Genomic DNA, 19,506 nt, shown 5'->3' with positions numbered 1-19,506 from the left:
TCAGCCCCGCTTGCCGCCGCGATCCAGCGCCTCGAGCGCCCGGGCCGCTTCCTCGAAATAGACGGGCGAGGTGTCCACCGCGTCCTGCAACAGCCCCTTGCCGATCGTCACATCGCCCTGCTTGATCGCCGAAAGCGCGGCGGTGTAAAGCAGCTTGGCGCGCTCGGTCTGGGTCATCTCGACCACCGGCAGGTCGTATTTGTGCTGCGCCGCCCGCGCCATCACCAGATTGTTCTTGGTGGTGAAGGATGTGGCATCATAGCTCAGCGCCTCGGCGAACAGCGCCTCGGCGCCCTTGGCATCGCCCCGCGTCAGCTTGGAAAAGCCCCAGTTGTTCAGCACGCTTGACGGCCGCGTGGTCAGGCCCGACGCCGTCTCATAGAAACTGTCGGCCTTCTTCCAGTTCTTTTCGCTGTCGGCGACCATGGCTTCCAGCTTGTAACGCTCGAAAGTCTCATGCGTCGGCGGGACGGTGTTCAGCGTCGCCTTGGCCGCGTCCCATTTGCCGGCGCGGATCTGCGCATCGGCCAGCGCCACCTTGTCCTCGTTGCCGCCCCCGGGCATGGCGATGACCCGGGTCCAGACGCCGATCGCCGCTTCGGCCTGCCCCGCCCGCACCATCGACTTGGCCAGACCGCGTTGCAGGTCGATCCGGTCCGGGGCTTCGTTCGTGGCGCGGGTGAAATAGCTGACCGCCTCGCGCGGGTCGCCCACCGTCAGCATGATGTCGGACAGGTTGGTGGCATCGACCGCATTGACCGTTTCGATGGCCTTGCTGACCTCGGCCTTGTCGCTGCCCATGCAGCCGCCAAGGCCGAAAGCGCCAGCCGCAAGGGCGGCAAGGAAGATCGGGTGGCGCATGTTGCTGCGTCCTTTTGCTCGTGCCTCACTGCTCGGTCAGCAGAAGGTATTCGCCCACCCCCCGCCGGACCAGCTTGAACGGTCTGTCCGTCGGCGGATCATAGTCCGGTTTCGCCTTCTTTGCGAGAGCCAGACGCAGGTTTTGCCGGATCGAGTCCGATTCGCCACTGTCGAGCCCATAGGCGATCTGGAACACCCGCGCGGCTTCCGCCGCCTTGCCCTGTTCCATCAGCACGACGCCCAGATTGTTCCAGGCGGGCACGAAGCGTTCGTCCTTTTCGGTGGCGCGGCGCAGGATCTGTTCGGCCTGACCGAGCCGCCCCAGCTTCAGATCGGCCGAACCGATGGCCGAAAGCACATCGACCGTCGCCCCCTTGTCGGCCGCGGCGCGGTAATAGGCCTTCAGCGCCAGTTCATATTCCCCCGCCGCCATCAGCCGATGCCCGACGATCAGCCCATCCACCCCGTCGCCCTCGGCCATGCCGGGCGCAAAGGGGCTGGCCTTCGACGCGCCAAGCCCGCCCGGCAGGCAGGCGGCCAGAAGGCACAGCGACAACACCCCGGCAAGCGCGCGAAAGGAAAGGCCCATGGATCACATCTGACTGAAGGATTTGAAGTTTTCCATCATATCATGGACCGAGGGTCCGACAAGGATGATGAGCAGCGGCGGCACGGTGAAGAGCATCGTGCCCAGCGTCATCTTGGTCGGGATCTTGTTCGCCGCTTCCTCGGCGCGCATGATCCGCTTGTCGCGCATATCGGCCGCGTAAAGCCGCAGCGCCTCGGCGATCGAGGTGCCGAATTGCTGGCTCTGGATCATCACGGTGACGAAAGAGGCGACGTCGGGCACGCCCGAGCGGTCGGCAAAGGCGCGCAGCACCGAGGGCTTGTCCAGACCGGCCTTGATCTCATGGGCGACGGTCTCGAATTCCTCGGCCAGCGAGGGGTAGGAGGTGGACAGTTCCTTCGACACCCGGATGATGCCCTGATCGAGCGATTGCCCCGCCTCGACACAGACCAGAAGCATGTCGAGCGCATCGGGAAAGCCGTCCTGAATTTCCTGCGTGCGGGCGGCGACGCGCTGGTTCACCCAGCGGCGCGGCGCGTAATAGCCCAAAACGCCCGGGCCGATGATCGCCAGCACCGCCTTGGTGGAATCGAGCGGCACCTGGTGCCCGGCATTGTAGGACAGCACATAGGCGACGCCCAAAAGCAAAAGCCCGATCGCCAGCGCGAATTGCACGGCATGGAAATGACGCACCGCATGCGGGCCGCGATAGCCCGCCTTTTGCAGCCATTTCCGGCTTTCCGACATTTCTTCCTTGTTTTGCGGCTCCAGAAAGCCTGCGAATTTCTGCAGCTTGTCGGGGCCCGAGCTGTTGCGCAGCTTCTGCGTCTTTTGCGGGGCAGCCCCGTTCTGCCCGCCGCTGGCCGCAAGGCTTCTGCGCAGCTTGTCCAGCGGGTCTTCGCGCTTGCGCAGCATCGCGGGCAGCGCCGCCAGCACCAGCACGATGCCCAGCACCCCCACAACGATCACCGGGCCCAGCGGGCCCAGCGTCTCGGTCAGCATGTCGATGATCACCGTTCCGGACATCCGCGCCCCCTTATACCTTGATCGTCGTCATGATCTTCATGAACAGCACATTCGCCCCCAGCAGCGCAAAGACGATCAGCGCCGCCGGAATGAAGGAGGGCGTGTCCTTGACGCCGTCGTAATAGTTCGGCGAGACGACCTGGATCACCACCAGCACCGCGACTGGAAAGCCCGACAGGAAGACGCCCGACCATTTCGGCTCCGCGGTGATGGCGCGCACGCGGCGAAACAGCCGGAAGCGCGAGCGGATCACCTTGGCCAGACCTTCAAGCACCTCGGCCAGGTTGCCGCCCGAGGTCTGCTGGATCGACACGGCCACGGCCAGAAAGCGCAGATCCTGCATGTCGAGCCGTTCCGCCAGATCGCGCAGGCTGTCGACGACATTGCGGCCATAGGCGGCCTCGTCGGCGATGATGCCGAATTCGGTGCCCAGAGGGTCGGGGATTTCCTTGGCCACCGCCTGAATCGCCGAGGCGAAAGGATGGCCCACGCGCAAGGACCGGACCATCAGCTCGACCGCATCGGGCAGCTGTTCTTCGGCCAGTTTCAGCCGCTTGCTGGCCTTGCCGTGGATCCAGAAATAGACCCCGCCGACGCCCATCCCCACCGCCAGCGCCACCCGCACCGGGGTCGAGGCCTGGGTGCCCAGCGTCAGGCCCAGAAAGGCCACGAAGCTGACCAGCGCCATCACGCCCATCAGCGCCGCGGGCGAAAAGGCGATATTGGCCTTTTGCGCCTTCGACGCCAGCAGCGCATAAAGCGGTATCCCCTGGGCGTTGGAATGCTGCGTCGCCTCCTTGCGCAGCTGGTCCAGCACCTGTTCGCGCCGCTGCCCCTTGTCGAGCATTTCCAGACGGCGGTTGACCTTGTTGTTGAGCGAGATCGACTTGCCGAAGACCAGAAGATAGATGCCCTCGACGAGCAGAAGCACGGCGACGAAGATCAGGCCATAGATGATCGGCGTGGCGGAAATGATCATGGGGCCCCCTGTCAGTCCTGAACCGGTTCGTAGATCGAGGCGGGCAGGTCATAGCCCCATTGCCGGAACCGGTCCGAATAATGGCTGCGCACCCCCGTCGCGGTGAAGCGGCCGATGATCTTGCCATCGGGCGCAAGGCCCAGCCGTTCGTAGCGGAAGATTTCCTGCATCGAGATTACGTCGCCCTCCATCCCGGTGATCTCGGTGATCGAGACCATCCGGCGCGAGCCGTCCTGCAGGCGGCTTGCCTGCACGATCAGGTTGACGGCGCTGGCGATCTGGCTGCGCACCGCCTTCAGCGGCATTTCGATGCCCGCCATGGCGACCATGTTTTCCAGACGCGAGATGCCGTCGCGGGCGTTGTTGGCGTGGATCGTCGTCATCGAGCCGTCGTGGCCGGTGTTCATCGCCTGCAGCATGTCGATGACTTCCTCGCCGCGGGTTTCGCCGACGATGATCCGGTCGGGGCGCATCCGCAACGCGTTGCGCAGACAGTCGCGCTGGGTGACCGCGCCCTTGCCCTCGACGTTCGGCGGGCGGCTTTCCATCCGGCCGACATGGGTCTGTTGCAGTTGAAGTTCGGCCGTGTCCTCGATCGTCAGAATGCGTTCGGAATTGTCGATGAAACTCGACAGCGCATTCAGCGTCGTCGTTTTCCCCGACCCCGTCCCGCCGGACACGATCACGTTCAGCCGCGTGGCCACCGCCGCCTGCAGATAGGCGGCCATTTCCTCGGTGAAGGCGCCAAAGCGGACCAGATCGTCGATCGCAAGCTTGTCCTTCTTGAATTTCCGGATCGAGACCAGCGAGCCATCCACCGCGATCGGCGGCACCATCGCGTTGAACCGCGAGCCATCGGCCAGACGGGCGTCGACATAGGGGTTGCTTTCATCGACACGGCGGCCCACGGCCGACACGATCTTGTCGATGATCCGCAACAGGTGCTTTTCGTCCTTGAAGGTCACATCCGACAGCGCCAGCTTGCCGAAGCGTTCGACGAAGATCTGATTGGGCCCGTTCACCAGAATGTCGGAAACGGTGTCGTCCTTCAGCAGCGGTTCCAGCGGGCCAAGGCCCATCACCTCGTCGTAAAGTTCCTGATGCAGGCTTTGGCGTTCGGCGCTGTTCAGCGCCACCGACATTTCGGTCATCGCCTCGCCCGAAATCGCGGCGATTTCGGCTTTCAGTTCCGCTTCCGTCGCATGTTCCAGCGCGGCCAGGTTCAGGTTTTCCAGAAGACGCTTGTGCAGCTCCACCTTGAGCTCGCCCATCCGTTCCTTGCGCTTGCGTTCCTTGTCGGCTGCCGCCACCTGCGGCGGCACCGGCGCCCCCCGGCATCGCCTTGCGCTGCACCGCCGGTTTCGGCGCCGCAGCCGCGGCCGCGATCGGCAACGGCGGCGGGGCCGGGGGGGCGGCGGGCCGGGGGGGCAAGGGCGGCGGCGGTCGGCGCCCCGGTGGCAGGCTTCTTGTAACGCGAGAACATGGTCTAACTCCGGAGCGCCGCTCAGGCCCTGGCAGCTTCGGCGGCGCGGTTCAGTTCGGCGATGGATTGGGCGAGTTTCTGGATTTCCTTGCGCAGCGGCAGTTTCGCGGCCGACAGCGCCAGCGGCAGGCCGTGGTCATTGGCCTGGGTCACCAGCCGGCCGCAATCGGACAACAGCACCTCGATCCCGATATCCAGGCTTTCGGCCAGCCGCTTCACCCGCGCCTTGCCCGACAGATCGGTGAATTTCGGCGCCCGGTTCAGCACGAAGCGCAGCTTCTCGATCGGCAGGTTCTCTGCCTTCAGCGCGCGGATCATCCGCAAGGTGTTCTGCGCCGAACGCATGTCGAGCTCCATCAGCGCGAAATAAAGATGCGCCTGGCTCAGCACGGTTTCGGTCCAGCTGACGACGGTGGTCGGCATGTCGAGGATCACGAAGTCGAAATTCGACCGCGCCATCTCGAGAATGCGGGAAATATCCTCGGCGGTGACGATGTCGAGCGGCAGCATTTCCGAAGGCGCGGTCAGCACATGCAGCCGGTCATTGAAGCTCAACAGCGCCTGATTGAAGCTTTCGACATCCATATGGGCGGTGTCTTGCAGCAATTCGAACACCAGATCGCGGCGCGGCAGGTCGAGATAGGTCGAGGCGGAGCCGAATTGCAGGTCCAGATCGAGCAGGCAGACCCGGGGCGGCGGCGTGGTGGCTTTCTTCGACGCCTCGGGCGCGGCCAGCTCCCAGGCCAGATTGACGGCAAAGGTCGTCGCCCCCACCCCGCCCGAAAGGCCATGCACCGCCAGCACGACGCCATCGCGCCCGCCCGAGGTCTTGAAGGCGGGCGGGGCGGCGGCGGGCAGTTCGGGCGGCAGATCGGATTGGCCCAGCCGCTCGATCGCCTCGTGCAGGGCGCCTTCGGGCAGCGGATAGGGCACGAAATCATCGGCGCCCAGACGCAGCAGCTGATGCAGGGCGATCGGGCTGACCTCCTCGGCGATCAGGATGACGCGGATGCCCTTTTCCTTGGCGGTGCCGATGATGCCGGAAATCCGCGCCAGGTTGCTTTCGTCTTCGCTGTCCACCGCGATGGCGATGAATTCCAGCATCTCGGCATCGGGCTGGTTGAGAAAGACCACCGCATCGTCGAAGGTCAGATCGCCCCAGCTTTCGCCAAGCTCGGCTTCCATATCCTCGATCAGCAGGTCGAAATTCGACACATCGCGCGAGATCGTGCAGGCCACGATCGGGGCCGGTTCCGGAGAAAGACTTGCTGCTGCACTCATTGCCTCGGTCCTTTGTTACGCATTCCGCGATCCGAACCGGGAAACGGCGCCGGAACAGCCGCGGAAGGGGCACGACTCGGCGGACGTGCCATTTCCAGCTGTCCCAAGGGTCGCGGCCAATCTGGGCGACATTTGGGCCGGATTGTTCCAATTGTGGGGTATTTGGCGACGATCCATGAAACAGGCGGGCCTTGTTGCCAAAGCCCGCCGGAAACTGGGAAGGTCTCAGATCCTATTGGCCGGAGGCGCCGCCACCGCTGTCCTGGCCGGTGGTCATCACCAACAGGCTGCCCGGCGTCGACGAGGCGACATAGTCGCGGAACACCAGCTCCGCATATTGGCCATCGAGATATTGCGGTGCGCGTTTCACCAGCCCCGAAACCTCGGTCACGGTGCGGCGGTTCTGCGCATTCGGGCCCGGATCATAGACCAGCGGCTGGGTCTTGCCATAGGACACCACCGCCTCAAGCCGCGACCGGGAAATCCCCTGCCCGGTCAGGAAGGCCACCACCGCCTTGGCGCGGCGCAGGCCCAGCGCCTTGTTGTAGGCATCCGAGCCGACAAGGTCGGTGTGGCCATAGACGCGGAATTTCACCTCGGGGAATTGCCGGATCCAGTTCGCCTGCTGTGCCAGCGCCGCTTGGGCCGGGCCGTCGAGCACATCGGAATTGAAGGCGAAATTGACGGTATTGGGCACATCCTGGGCGAATTTGCGCGTCAGGCTGACGGCGAAATCGCGTTGCCCGGTCATCATCAGCGTGTTGTTCATCGTGGCATTGCCGAAGCCGCCGGTCTCATACTGGCTGCCCACTTCGGCACCGCTGCACCCGGCCAGCGCCAAAGCGCCCGCGACGATCACCCAATAGCGCATCCCCTGGCCCCCAAGCTGCATCCCGTCACTCCATCACATAGCCGTAGGAGCCGGAAAAGTCCTGCCGGGCCACTTCGCCCGCGGCGCCGCCCTCGGTCTTGCCGCGCAGGAACAGTTCGGATTCGCTGGGCAGCCGGACCCGGTCGGTCGGCAGCACCAGCGCCTCGCCGCGCGTCGGCGTGACCAGATGCGGCGTGATGATGATGACAAGCTCGGATTGCTTGCGCTCGAACGCGGTCGAGCGGAACAGCGCGCCCAGCACCGGCACGTCGCCCAGCCACGGGATCTGGTTGTTCAGATCGTTGAAATCGTCCTGCAACAGCCCGGCAATGGCAAAGCTTTCGCCGTCGCGCATCTCGACCGTGGTCGAGGTCTCGCGGCGTTTGAAGGCGTTCACGGTGGTGCCGTTGTTCGTCATCGTCACCGAAGTGTCGATGGCCGAGACCGCGGCGGCGATTTCCAGATTGATCAGATCGCCATCGACGACGCGGGGGATGAAGGCCATCTCGACGCCGAAGGGCTTGTATTCGATCTTGATCCCGTTGTCGTCCACCACCGGGATCGGATATTCGCCGCCCGCCAGGAACTTGGCCTGCTGACCCGACAGCGCGGTCAGGTTCGGCTCGGCCAGGGTGCGCACCATCCCCTTGCTTTCCAGCGCCTCCAGCAGGACGCCGAATTCCATGTTACCGACGGTGAAGCCAAGGCCCAGCGCGCCCTGGGTCGAGGCCGAAATCGGCATCGTTCCATTGTCGAAAGCATTGCCCACCGCATCGGTGGCGGTGAAATTGCCGGTGCCGGTGACGACGCCGGTCTGGGCATTGCCGCCGCCCACCGTGCCGCGCATCGCCAGCGACGAGGCGAGGTTCTTCGACACCGACCGCTGCATCTCGGCGAAGCGCACCTTCAGCATCACCTGCTGGGTGCCGCCGACATTCATCAGGTTCGACACCCGCTCGCCCGCGTAGCGCCGGGCCAGATCCAGCGCGCGGTCAAGCTTCGTCGCCGAGGACACCGTGCCCGACAGCACGATGCCGTCATTGGCGGTGCGCACCTCGATATTCTCGCCGGGCAGGATCTGCCGCAGCCGTTCCTTGAACTCGGCGATGTCGGGGGTGACCTGCACCTCGACATTGGACAGAAGCGTCCCGTCGGCGCCAAGGATCGTCATCGTCGTGCGGCCGGGAACCTTGCCCAGAACATAGATCGTCTTGTCGGAGAGCGTGGTGACATCGGCGATCCCGGGATTGGCGATCGACAGTTCCGAGAACGGCTGGTCGCTTTCCACCACCACGGCGCGGTTCATCGGCACGGCAAGCGGCGTGCTGCCGGTGCCCGAAACGATGCGCAGCGTCTCCGCAAACAGCGGCAGCGACATGCCGGACGACAGCGCAACACCGAGCGCGACAGCCCCGAAGAAAGTTTTCATCTTCATTGTGATCCTGCCTCTCCGATCACGCTGCTCCACCCGGATCTGACGCCCGGTATCTTGGTGATTTTCACCCGCATGGCGCCGACAATGCCCGAGCCTTTGCTTTTTTGCAAGAATCAACCGTTTGCAGGGGCTTTTTCCTGCCGAATGCGCCAAAGCCGGGCCAAGCCGCGGCCCGGTCCGGGACCGCGCTGCCAAGGGCCATGGCGATGGACCGGGCGGATCAGTCCTTGCAGGGGATCGGCATCTCGATCAGTTCGGTGCCCTTGCGCATCTTCACCGTGCAGACCCGTTCGGCCTCGATCTGCACCGCTTCCTGCGCCTTGATCCCCAGAAGCTTGTTGCGGTCGATCTCGATCGCGCCCGGATCGGCGGTGTTCTGCATGCCCACCAGCGACAGAGTCAGTTCCCCGGTGCCCTGCGCCAGCGTCAGCGAGGCGACCTGTTCGGGCGTCACCTCGGCGGTGACCGTGGTGGCGATCTTGGTTTCCTCGGCGCGGTCGGCATCGGCGCTCTGGTCGATGGCGATCAGTTTCAGATTGGTGTCGATCAGTTTCGTCACCCTTTCGCCGCCCACCTCGCCCGACCAGTAGACATCGACCCGGTCGCCCGGCCGCAGGAAGCCGGAAACCCCGGTGGTGGCATTCACCGAAATGGTGAAGGCGCGCATGTTCGGCGACAGGTTCGCGGTGATCCCGGCATCGACGCCCGGCGCGGTGATCTTGTTGGCCAGGATCGCCTCGTAGGCGTCATAGGCGCGCAGGGCCGCCCGCGGACGGGTCTCGCCGCCCGGGAAGACCGAGGCCGCCCGGGCCTCTTCGGGGGCATCAGGGGGCGTCGCGACAAGATGGAAGATGCCCGCGGGCAGGTGGCCCTCCTGCATCTTGATCACGCCCAGATCGGCGGCGGTGAAGCGTTCGCCATAGGCCAGCGGGCGGCGCAGCACCACCACATCGACCAGTTTCGGCGCGTTCCGCTGCTCGGCCACCAGCATGTCGCGTTCGGCCTGGAACTGCGAAATCTGCTGTTGCGCCATATAGACCGCGGCCCCGGCAAGGGCGACGCCCAAGACCAGCACAAGAGCGACAATCATGCGCATCGGCTCACCATGATCCTTTCCCGGCCGAACCTTCGGCCAAATACCTTTCCCGACACTCGCCCCGAAATCGGGCAATTTCATGGCCGCCCGCAAGCGGGGCCCCAGCGGCGGCGCCCCGGGTCAGAAGGTGGTGACCACCGACTGCGATCCGAGAAAGGTCGAGACGTTGCGCGCCACGCCGCCCGAATTGTTCCAGACGACCGTCCCGGCGATCATGCCCATGGACACCACCGCCGCGGTCAGAACGACCCAATCGACCGTGACGGCGCCATCTTCCTCGCGCAAGACCCTGTGCCAGCCAGCTGGCGTCACACTCCAACCCATTCCAATACTCCATACGGCAAACAACGTTCCCGCCAGGCTGCCCCCGCAAGTCGGCGTAATTGCGGCAGATCGGGGATTTTTTTTCGACAGTCCGGGTGGCATCCGAACGCGTTCAACGGCGAAAGGCCGCCCCGGAGGGCGGCCCTGACGATCCACGCCTGGCGCGGAGATCAGAACGTGGTCTTGACTTCGGCCGAGCCGAGGTAGTCGCCGACCTTGGTGGTCAGGGTTTCGGTGTTGGTGCGCACCAGCGTCAGCGCGGCGGCGCCAAGGCCGACAACGGCGGCGGTCAGCACAACCCAGTCGACGGTCACGGCGCCGTCTTCTTCGGTGCGGATCTTGCGGGCGAGTTTGAAGAAGTTCATGGGATCTCTCCTTGGGTTCGGGTTGCGCCGCGCTGCTGCCGGGCTTCGCTGTATCCAGCCTCGCGGGATGAGGTCGTTATGGCGGTGAATCGTGACGCGATTGGGGCGGAGTCGGTATATCTTCGCGGCAAGCCCGAAATGGGCCGCTGGTCAATGAAATATTAACCATTTTGGCGCTTCGGCCGATCCGATGCGGCCCGGGCCCGGAGAGGCGGGCCGAAATAATATGCGGGGCGGAAATGGACAAGGCCGCCCCTCGGGGCGGCCCTTCGATCAGATCTGGCGCAGCGATCAGAACGTGGTCTTGACTTCGGCGGTGCCCAGATAGTCGCCGATCTTGGTGGTCAGGGTTTCGGTGTTGTCGCGCACCAGCGTCAGCGCGGCGGCGCCAAGGCCGACGACGGCGGCGGTCAGCACGACCCAGTCAACGGTCACGGCGCCATCTTCTTCGGTGCGGATCTTGCGGGCGAGTTTGAAGAAGTTCATGGGATCTCTCCTTGGGTTTGGGGCGTCAGGCAGGTTGGTTTTCCACGCTGTCTCGGGGCTTTCCGGCCGCCGCTGCATCGCGGTATGGCCCTTGTATGCTGGCGAATCGTGGCCCGATTTGGGCAGCATCCAGAAATCTTCGCGGCATCAGAAAATGATTGAAGAAACCTTAACAGCAGCCCCGAAAACCTGAAAAATCAGCGTTCGGGGCGACCCGAGGGCGGCCCCTGCCGCCGCCCACTCATCCCACCCCGCGTCGCGACAAGCCTTCGTGCAACACCTTGGCGTCAATGTGCGGCGGTTTTCGCCCGCAAATCGCGTTTTCCTTGGTTTTTGACCGGCTTTGGGGAATAGTGCGGGCAACCGGCACAAGGCCGGAAAAGGTCCAAAATCGGACCACAAGAGCAGGATAGCGCAAATGCGCCGGATATTTGCAGTCAGTCTCGCCCTGAGCGCGGCCGTTTCGGTCGTGCCCGCCCTTGCCGAAATCGGCCCGAAATCGCCGACCGTTCACCATTTCGAACCCCGCCGCGTGCTGCCGCCCAAGGTCGGGCAGACACGTTTCCTGACGATCCAGATCGACCCCGCGGAACAGGCGGCGGCACTGGCCGCACAGGAGGCCAAGCCCTTCGCGCCGCTGACCGCGACGCCGCCTCCGCCGCAGGGCACCGCCTCGACCCGGCCCGCCAATGGCGGCGCGGCCTCTTATGCCTGGTTCTGGAACGTGGTCTCGCCCGCGCTCGCCGATCGTTCGGGGCGGTTCCAGCAGGCGCTCGACGCGCTGTCGATGGGCCCGGGCGGGCAGGCGGTGCGGGCGCCGCGGCTGGCCAGCCTGCAGGCGATCGCCCAGACGCATGGCCGCGAGATCCTGGCCGCGACGATCGGCACCGAGGTCTCGCCCGCGCTGGTGCTCGCCGTGATCTCGACGGAATCGGGCGGACAGGCGGATGCGGTGTCGCATTCGGGCGCGGTGGGGCTGATGCAACTCATTCCGGCCACGGCGACGCGCTTTGCCGTCTCCGACAGCCGAGATCCGGGGCAGAACATCAAGGGCGGCGTCGCCTATCTGAACTGGCTGATGAAGGAATTCGACCGCGATCCGCTGATGGTGATCGCCGCCTACAATGCCGGGGAAAACGCGGTCAAGGGCAATGGCGGCGTGCCACCCTATGCGGAAACACGCGATTATGTGCCCAAGGTTCTGGCGGCCTGGCAGGTGGCGCGGGGCCTGTGCCTCAGCCCGCCCGAACTGGTCACCGACGGCTGCGTCTTCGCCTCGAAGGGATAGGAATGACGGACGTGAAACCGCTGGTGCTGGATGTCGATGGCACCTTTCTGCGCACCGATCTGCTTTATGAAAGCTTCTGGGCCGGGCTGGGCCGCAATCCGCTGGCCACGCTGCGCATCGCCGCGACGGGTCTTGGCGACCCGGCCCGGCTCAAGTCCGACCTGGCCGCCTTGGTGCCGCTGCGCACCGATCTGATGCCGCTGCATCCCGGCGTCGCCGAGGTGGCGATCAAGGCGCAGGAAGAAGGCCGCGAGGTCTGTCTGGCCTCGGCCTCGGATCGGGGGCTGGTGGCGCGGCTGGCGGCCGATCACGGGCTGTCGGAGCGGGTCTTCGCCTCGGACGGGCGGCTGAACCTGAAGGGCGCGGCCAAGGCCGGGGCGCTGGTGCGGGCCTTCGGGCCGCGCGGCTTCGTCTATGCCGGCAACGAGGCCGCCGACATGGCGGTCTGGGAACATGCCGAAACCGCGGTGGTGGTGGGCCGGGTGCCCGAGACGGCCGCCCTGCCCGCGCGCGGCATCGGCGTGGTGACCCTGCCCGGCGGCTGGGCGCCCGAGGCGCTGCTGAAAGCGCTGCGGCCGCATCAATGGGTGAAGAACCTCCTGCTCTTGCTGCCGATGATCGCGGCGCATCGCTTCGACGCGGCCACGCTGATCCCGATCCTTTTGGCCATGCTGGCCTTCTCTTTCGCCGCTTCCGCGATCTACATCGTCAACGACCTGCTCGACCTTGAAGCCGACCGGCTGCATCCGACGAAATGCCGCCGCCCCTTTGCCAGCGGGGCGGTGCCGATCCAGGTGGGGATGATCGCCGGTGCCGGTCTTGGGGTTGCCGCGCTGGGCATCGCGGCGGCGCTGAATGCCGTCTTCTTCGGCATCGTGGTGCTTTATATGGCCACCTCGCTCGCCTATTCGTTGCGGCTGAAACGGATGCGCTGGGTCGATATCACCACCCTTGCCGCGCTTTACACGATCCGCGTCATCGCGGGGGCGGCGGCGGCCCGGGTCGATGTCTCGATCTACATGCTGATCTTCATCTTCCCGATCTTCCTCAGCCTCGGCTGTGTCAAACGGCTGACGGAGCTGACGCTGGCCACCAATGACGACCGCCTGCCCGGCCGCGGCTATGGCCGTCCGGACCGCGGCGATCTGCTCAATGTCGCCGGGATCGGCGTCGTCGGCGCGCTGGTGATCTTCTTCCTGTACTCGATCTCGGATCAGGGGCGGATGCTTTATCCCGACACCTGGCTTTTGTGGCTCGCCATGCTGCCGATGGGCTGGTGGCTGGTGCGCATGGTGGCGCTTGGCTGGTTCGGCAAGCAGGATTACGACCCGATCGTCTTTGCCCTGCGCGACAAGTTCGGGCTTGGCATCCTGATGATGACGCTGAGCCTGATGTTCTGGGCCGCGGGCCTTTGGGCGCAATGGTTCGGGATGGGCGGCTGAACCGGCGGCAGTGGCGGGGGTTTCACACCCCCGCACCCCCGTGGGATATTTGCGCCAAGGTGAAAACAGAGCCTTTGGCCCTTTCACCTTGGTGAAAATATCCCGGGGGGAGCGAAGCGGGGGGCAGCGCCCCCCCTTCTTCTATCCGAGTTCGGCCAGACGCTTGAGCGCGGCACCGATCTTCGCCGCCTCTTCCTCGCGCGCGGCCAGGTTTTCGCGGGCTTCCTCGATCACCTCTTCGGCGGCATTCGCCACGAATTTCGGGTTGGCAAACCGCGCCTTCAGCCCCGCCGCCTCTTTCCCGACCTTGGCCAGCGCCTTTTCGAGCCGGGCCTTTTCGGCGGCCACGTCGATCACCCCTTCGAGCGGCAGACCGAACAATGCCCCCGCCGCCGGGATCGAGATCGAGCCCTTGGCGACCGTGCCTTCGGTGATCGCCTCAAGCCGGGCCATGCGCAGAATGAGCGCCTCGTTTCGCGCCAGTGCCGCGCGGGCTTGGGGCTCGGCCTCGGCCAGCACCATCGGCAGCTTCAGCGCCACGGGCACGCCCATTTGCGCGCGGGAAGACCGGATTTCCTCGATCAGGGCGATCACCCAGTTCATTTCCCGATCCGCCTCGGCGTCGATCAGCTCGGCGCCGTAGGTTGGCCAGTCGGCATGAACCAGCATCTTCGCGCGGGTGCCGGTCAGGCCCCAGAGCTCTTCGGTGATGAAGGGCATGATCGGATGCAGCAGGATGTAGCACTGATCCAGCACCCAGCGCATCGTGGCCCGCGTTTCGGCGGCATGCTCGCCATCGAAAAGCGGTTTGGCGAATTCCACATACCAGTCGCAGACCTTGCCCCAGACAAAGCCGTAAAGCGCATTCGCCGCATCGTTGAAGCGATAGCTTTCAAAGGCCGCATCGACCTCGGCCCGGACCTTGGCGGTTTCGCCGATGATCCAGCGGTTCACGGTTTGCGTCGGTTGCGGGATGCCCGCGACTTCGGCCTCGAAGACGCCGTTCATCTCGGCAAAGCGGGTGGCGTTCCACAGCTTCGTGCCGAAGTTGCGATAGCCCGCGATGCGGTCTTTCGAGAGTTTCAGCACGCCGCCGATGGCGGCCATCGAGGCATTGGTGAAGCGCAGCGCATCGGCGCCGAATTCGTCGATGATTTCCAGCGGGTCGATGACGTTGCCCGCCGTCTTCGACATCTTCTTGCCCTTCTCGTCGCGGACGAGCTGGTGCAGGTAGACGGTGTGGAACGGGATGTCCCCGGTCACGGCAAGCTGCATCATCATCATCCGGGCGACCCAGAAGAACAGGATGTCAAAGCCCGTCACCAGAACATCGGTGGGGAAATACTTGCGCATTTCCTCGGTGTCCGCCGGCCAGCCCAGCGTGCCGATCGGCCAGAGGCCGGAGGAGAACCAAGTATCGAGCACATCGGGGTCACGCGTCAGCGGCATCAGAACCGCGCCACTACCAGACAGTTGCAAGCCAAGGCCGAAGGTTTGCAATTCGGCACGCTCACTGCGGGCGATGCCTTCAACCCCAACCTGGTCACTATCAACCGAACCCGCATCGTAGGGCTCGATCCGCATATCGGGATACAATTCCAGATACTTCGCCTTGGCCTGCTCGATTGCATCTTCAACAGAGGCAGCGCAGAAAGTGTTGCCTCTGGAGTCATACCACACCGGGATCTGGTGCCCCCACCAGAGCTGGCGCGAGATGCACCAGGGCTCGATATTCTCAAGCCAGTGGTAATAGGTCTTCTCGCCCGCCTCGGGCATGATCTTCGTCTTGCCGGTCCGCACGGCGTCCAGCGCCGGGCCGACGACCTTTTCGGCGTCCACATACCACTGATCCGTCAGCATCGGCTCGATCACCACTTTCGAGCGGTCGCCAAAGGGCTGCATGATCGGCTTGGCTTCGACATAGGGGATCAGATCGGGCTGGCCGTCCTCGCCCGCCTTCGGATTGGCGATCATCACCGCCAGACCCTCGGCGTTGATCTCCTCGACCACGATCTTGCGGGCCTCGTAACGATCCAGTCCGCGCAGATTGTCGGGGATCAGGTTCAGCGTGTCGACCTCGGCCTCGGTGAAGGCGGCGCCGCGCGAAATCTCCATCGCCCGGAGGGCGCAGGTTTCGTAATCCGCCCCGTCGGCGCGCATCTTCGCCCGGGTGTCCATCAGCCGATAGAGCGGCAGGCCCGCCCGCTTGGCGACCTGATAGTCGTTGAAATCATGTGCGCCGGTGATCTTCACCGCGCCCGAGCCGAAGGTCGGATCGGGATATTCGTCGGTGATGATCGGGATCAGACGCCGGTGTTCCTTGGGCCCCACCGGGATTTCGCAGAGCTTGCCGACGATGGGGGCATAGCGTTCGTCACTGGGATGCACCGCCACCGCGCCATCGCCCAGCATGGTTTCGGGCCGCGTCGTGGCAATGGAAATGTAGTCGCGCGTCTCGCGCAGGGTCACATTCCCCTCGGCGTCCTTTTCCACATATTCATAGGTCTCCCCGCCCGCGAGCGGGTATTTGAAGTGCCACATGTGCCCGGCCACTTCGATATTCTCGACTTCCAGATCGGAAATCGCGGTCTCGAAATGGGGGTCCCAGTTCACCAGCCGCTTGCCGCGGTAGATCAGCCCCTTGTTGTAAAGATCGACAAAGACCTTGATCACCGCGTCATGGAAGTTGCCCTCCTCGCCCGCGGGGGCATTCGGCGCGCCGGACATGGTGAAGGCGTTGCGCTCCCAGTCGCAGGACGAGCCCAGCCGTTTCAGCTGGTTGATGATGGTCGAGCCGTATTTGCCCTTCCATTCCCAGACCTTCTTCAGGAATTCGTCGCGGCCCAGATCCGCGCGCGAGGGCTGCTGGGTCTTCGCCAGTTCCTTTTCCACCATCAGCTGGGTGGCGATGCCCGCATGGTCCTGCCCCGGCTGCCAGAGCGTGTCGAAACCGCGCATCCGGTGCCAGCGGATCAGGATGTCCTGCACCGTGTTGTTGAAGGCATGGCCAACGTGCAGCGCCCCGGTGACATTCGGCGGCGGGATCATGATGCAGAAGGTCTCGGGGCGCGAGGCATTCGCCCCGGCCTTGAAGGCGCCTGCCTGTTCCCATTTCGCATAAAGCCGCGGCTCGGCCTCGCGCGCGTCGAAGGTCTTTTCCATGCTCATCGGTTCTGTCCTTTCAGGGCTTGACGCTGTTTAGCGCGGGCTCCTTGCAAGGAAAAGCCTTTGACGCAGTGCAATCAGGGTTTCGGGGCGCTCAGATCGAACCAGGCACCTTGGGGATCGCGCACGATCACCGCAGTCGCGGCCCGGGGGTCGTGCGCGGGCAGGCGGATCACCGTCGCCCCCAAGGCCTCGGCCCGCGCCGCCGATGCCGCCAGATCCGGCACGGCAAAGCCGCAATGCCAGTTCGGCAGCGGCGCCACCCCAAGCCCGGTGATGCGACCGATGCCCCGCCCGTCGCGCGCCAGAAGCGTCAGGGTCTCTTGCGGACCGGGCGCGGCGCTCCAGCCAAACAGCCGGTTGTAGAAGCGCAGCGCCGTCTCGGGCAGCGGATGACAAAGATCGAGCGCCGCACCATGTCCGGCACGGGCGGGGTTCCAGGCCCCGCTTGCTGGCGGCAGGTCCATCGGCAGCGGCGCCAGGATACCGAAGACCGCCCCCGCCGGATCGGCCAGAACGGCAAAGCGCCCGGTGCCGGGGATGTCGGCGGGGGACTTCCAGACGAAACCGCCGATCATCTCGGCAAGCTCCGTCGTCGCATCGCAATCATCGACCGCGAAATAGGGCATCCAGCTGATCGGCGTGCCTTCGGGGCAGATCGCGACCGGCATCAGACCGGCGACGAGAGCCTCTCCGGACCGGGCGAGCCGATAGTCGAACCCGGCCCGCGCATCCGCCCCCCAAGCCCAGCCCAACACATCGGTATAGAACGCCTGCGCCGCATCAAGATCGCGCGCCATCAGCTCGAACCAGCATGGAAGCCCGTGAAAGGACATTGGCATCTCCTCCGGTCCCCGAAACCTCGCGGCCGGGAGCTTGTTCCAGACTTAGCATAGCCCTTTGGGGGCCCGAACAACAGTCTGAGCGCCGCCGCACGGTGTCACACGGCGCGATCCAGTTTCGTGCTCAGATGAATGAGGCTTTCGGAACTGCGCACCCCCTGCATCTCGCCGATCTGGTCCAGAACCACATCGAGCTGCGCCGTCGAGTTCGCCGCCACCTGCAACAAAAGGTCGATCCGCCCCGAGGTGGTCGAGATCCGTTCGACCTCGGGGATCGACTTCAGCCGGGTCAGGATGCCCGCCTGCGCGCGGGGCTCGACCATCAGCAGAACGGTCGCCCGCAGCCGCCCCGCCCGGGCCGCTTCGCCCAGCTTCACCGTGTAGCCCGCGATCACGCCCGAGGTCTCCAGCCGCTCCAGCCGGGCCTGAATGGTGGAGCGCGCAACTTTCAGTTTTCGCGACAAAGTCGCCACCGAAATCCGGGCGTCGCCCGAGAGCAGCCCCACGATTGCCGTATCAAGTTCGTCCATTGTGCAACACTTACAGATTGACCGATGCTTTCGTCATTATAACGATAGATCGACGCATTTCTACTCTTTTGATCGGTGAAAATGTGCATCATATCGCGCATTCTGAGAGAGCAGGAAAAGGGCGGCTCATACGCACCTGGCCTGGGTTAGGTCGAAACGCGTCGTAAGCGTCTCCCCACCCGTAACAAGCCGGGGCAAGAGGTGGCTGCGTTCTATTGGCGAGGAGAAGCCGATGGGACTTTCCAAGACTATTTGGACTCAACCGTCCGAAATCATCCGGACGAAACAACCCGATCATCCGGTGCTGGTGTTCTCGCCCACCGCGTTGCAGGCAACCGCGCGGCGGTTCCTCAAGGGCTTTCCGGGCGTCGTCACCTATGCGGTGAAGTCGAACCCGGATGAGATGGTGATCCAGAACCTTGTCGCCGCGGGCATCAAGGGGTTCGACGTCGCTTCGCCCTACGAGATCGACCTCATTCGTCGTCTCGCCCCCGGGGCTGCGCTGCACTACCACAACCCGGTGCGCGGGCGCGAGGAAATCGCCCATGCGGTGCGGGCAGGCGTGAAGACCTGGTCGGTCGATTCGCGGTCGGAGCTGGACAAGCTGATCGAGATGGTGCCGACCGAGGGGTGCGAAATCTCGGTGCGCTTCAAGCTGCCGGTGCAGGGTGCCGCCTATAACTTCGGCGCCAAATTCGGCGCGACGGCCGATCTGGCGGCGGAGCTTCTGCGCCGCGCGGCAGAGGCCGGGTTCATCCCCTCGCTCACCTTCCATCCGGGCACGCAATGCACCGATCCGGCCGCCTGGGAGGCCTATATCCTGGTCGCCTCGGAAATCTGTGCCACCGCGGGCGTGCGGGCGCATCGGCTGAACGTTGGCGGCGGCTTCCCGAACCATCGCAAGATGGGCCCGGCCCCGGTGCTCGAAGACATCTTCGCGCTGATCGACCGCGCCACCACCGAGGCCTTCGGCTCTGACCGTCCGATTCTGGTCTGCGAACCGGGCCGCGGCCTGGTGGGCGATGCCTTCACCCATATCACCAAGGTCAAGGCGCTGCGCGACGACACGCATGTGTTCCTGAACGACGGCGTCTATGGCGGTCTGGCGGAACTGCCGCTGATCGGCAACATCGAGCGGATCGAGGTCTGGTCGCCCGAGGGGTTCGAGCGCGGCGGCGACATGGTCGAGCGGATCGTCTTCGGCCCGACCTGCGATTCGGTCGACCGTCTGCCGGGCGACGTGGCCCTGCCCGCCGAACTGGCCGAGGGCGATTATGTGGTGTTCCACGGCATGGGCGCCTATTGCTCGGCCACCAACACCCGCTTCAACGGCTTCGGGCAGATGGAAATCGTCACCGCGCTGGCGCTGAAAGGCTGACCCGAAAGCAACAGGTGCCGACATCCGCGACACTTTGGCGCGTGCGTAATTGAGGATTAACGGCCTTGTCCTAAGTTCAGGACAGG

17 protein-coding genes and 1 pseudogene are annotated in these 19,506 nt (G+C 64.7%); 3 read left to right on the top strand and 15 right to left on the bottom strand.

Features of this window, described 5'->3' with window-relative positions; translation table 11 throughout:
- The 12 genes and pseudogenes from ACTTAG_RS02685 to ACTTAG_RS02630 all read right to left on the bottom strand — a co-directional run bounded on the left by ACTTAG_RS02685 (window position 1) and on the right by ACTTAG_RS02630 (window position 10,775).
- Entirely contained in the window at window positions 1–861 is an 861-nt protein-coding gene (locus ACTTAG_RS02685) for a tetratricopeptide repeat protein (protein WP_444464067.1), read from the bottom strand.
- Window positions 862–886: 25 nt separating this feature from the next.
- Complete coding sequence (locus ACTTAG_RS02680) at window positions 887–1,450, bottom strand: tetratricopeptide repeat protein (protein WP_444464066.1); 564 nt, start codon at window positions 1,448–1,450, stop codon at window positions 887–889.
- 3 nt (window positions 1,451–1,453) lie between these two features.
- Window positions 1,454–2,455, bottom strand: a complete 1,002-nt coding sequence (locus tag ACTTAG_RS02675) for a type II secretion system F family protein (RefSeq protein WP_444464065.1) — start codon at window positions 2,453–2,455, stop codon at window positions 1,454–1,456.
- Window positions 2,456–2,465: 10 nt separating this feature from the next.
- Window positions 2,466–3,434 (bottom strand): type II secretion system F family protein, encoded by a 969-nt coding sequence (locus tag ACTTAG_RS02670; RefSeq protein WP_444464064.1) that lies wholly within the window; start codon window positions 3,432–3,434, stop codon window positions 2,466–2,468.
- 11 nt (window positions 3,435–3,445) lie between these two features.
- Window positions 3,446–4,917: pseudogene (locus ACTTAG_RS02665) on the bottom strand (CpaF family protein).
- A gap of 21 nt (window positions 4,918–4,938) precedes the next feature.
- The gene (locus ACTTAG_RS02660; RefSeq protein WP_444464063.1) at window positions 4,939–6,198 is read right to left on the bottom strand and encodes an AAA family ATPase; all 1,260 of its coding nucleotides are present in this window, start codon (window positions 6,196–6,198) and stop codon (window positions 4,939–4,941) included.
- Between the two features lie 232 nt (window positions 6,199–6,430).
- On the bottom strand, window positions 6,431–7,090 hold the full coding sequence (locus ACTTAG_RS02655; protein WP_444464062.1) for an OmpA family protein: 660 nt from the start codon (window positions 7,088–7,090) through the stop codon (window positions 6,431–6,433).
- A gap of 4 nt (window positions 7,091–7,094) precedes the next feature.
- Window positions 7,095–8,504 (bottom strand): type II and III secretion system protein family protein, encoded by a 1,410-nt coding sequence (locus ACTTAG_RS02650; RefSeq protein WP_444464061.1) that lies wholly within the window; start codon window positions 8,502–8,504, stop codon window positions 7,095–7,097.
- A 220-nt stretch (window positions 8,505–8,724) separates the two neighbouring features.
- Window positions 8,725–9,600, bottom strand: a complete 876-nt coding sequence (cpaB, locus tag ACTTAG_RS02645) for a Flp pilus assembly protein CpaB (protein ID WP_444464060.1) — start codon at window positions 9,598–9,600, stop codon at window positions 8,725–8,727.
- A 120-nt stretch (window positions 9,601–9,720) separates the two neighbouring features.
- Window positions 9,721–9,924, bottom strand: coding sequence for a hypothetical protein (locus tag ACTTAG_RS02640; protein ID WP_444464059.1), 204 nt, complete (start codon window positions 9,922–9,924; stop codon window positions 9,721–9,723).
- Window positions 9,925–10,094: 170 nt separating this feature from the next.
- Window positions 10,095–10,289, bottom strand: coding sequence for a hypothetical protein (locus ACTTAG_RS02635; RefSeq protein WP_444464058.1), 195 nt, complete (start codon window positions 10,287–10,289; stop codon window positions 10,095–10,097).
- Window positions 10,290–10,580: 291 nt separating this feature from the next.
- Complete coding sequence (locus tag ACTTAG_RS02630; RefSeq protein ID WP_444464057.1) at window positions 10,581–10,775, bottom strand: hypothetical protein; 195 nt, start codon at window positions 10,773–10,775, stop codon at window positions 10,581–10,583.
- Window positions 10,776–11,193: 418 nt separating this feature from the next.
- Between ACTTAG_RS02630 and ACTTAG_RS02625 the strand changes: the two genes are divergently transcribed.
- A complete protein-coding gene (locus ACTTAG_RS02625) occupies window positions 11,194–12,063 on the top strand; it encodes a lytic transglycosylase domain-containing protein (RefSeq protein WP_444464056.1) in 870 nt (289 codons plus the stop codon).
- Between the two features lie 2 nt (window positions 12,064–12,065).
- Entirely contained in the window at window positions 12,066–13,505 is a 1,440-nt protein-coding gene (locus ACTTAG_RS02620; protein WP_444464055.1) for a UbiA family prenyltransferase, read from the top strand.
- Between the two features lie 141 nt (window positions 13,506–13,646).
- Here ACTTAG_RS02620 and ACTTAG_RS02615 read toward each other — a convergent pair whose 3' ends face one another.
- The 3 genes from ACTTAG_RS02615 to ACTTAG_RS02605 form a co-directional block, all read right to left on the bottom strand.
- The gene (locus tag ACTTAG_RS02615) at window positions 13,647–16,673 is read right to left on the bottom strand and encodes a valine--tRNA ligase (RefSeq protein ID WP_444464054.1); all 3,027 of its coding nucleotides are present in this window, start codon (window positions 16,671–16,673) and stop codon (window positions 13,647–13,649) included.
- Window positions 16,674–16,747: 74 nt separating this feature from the next.
- The gene (locus ACTTAG_RS02610; RefSeq protein ID WP_444464053.1) at window positions 16,748–17,506 is read right to left on the bottom strand and encodes a VOC family protein; all 759 of its coding nucleotides are present in this window, start codon (window positions 17,504–17,506) and stop codon (window positions 16,748–16,750) included.
- A 104-nt stretch (window positions 17,507–17,610) separates the two neighbouring features.
- The gene (locus ACTTAG_RS02605) at window positions 17,611–18,042 is read right to left on the bottom strand and encodes an Lrp/AsnC family transcriptional regulator (RefSeq protein WP_444464052.1); all 432 of its coding nucleotides are present in this window, start codon (window positions 18,040–18,042) and stop codon (window positions 17,611–17,613) included.
- A 232-nt stretch (window positions 18,043–18,274) separates the two neighbouring features.
- Here ACTTAG_RS02605 and ACTTAG_RS02600 point away from each other — a divergent pair, with 232 nt between their 5' ends.
- Complete coding sequence (locus ACTTAG_RS02600) at window positions 18,275–19,420, top strand: type III PLP-dependent enzyme (RefSeq protein ID WP_444464051.1); 1,146 nt, start codon at window positions 18,275–18,277, stop codon at window positions 19,418–19,420.
- Window positions 19,421–19,506 lie beyond the last annotated feature (86 nt).

It is taken from the genome of Rhodobacter capsulatus (assembly GCF_052363185.1).
Taxonomy (GTDB): Bacteria; Pseudomonadota; Alphaproteobacteria; order Rhodobacterales; family Rhodobacteraceae; genus Rhodobacter; species Rhodobacter capsulatus_E.
Note: the sequence above shows the minus strand (reverse complement) of the source record. Positions and strands in the feature narration are given on the sequence as shown.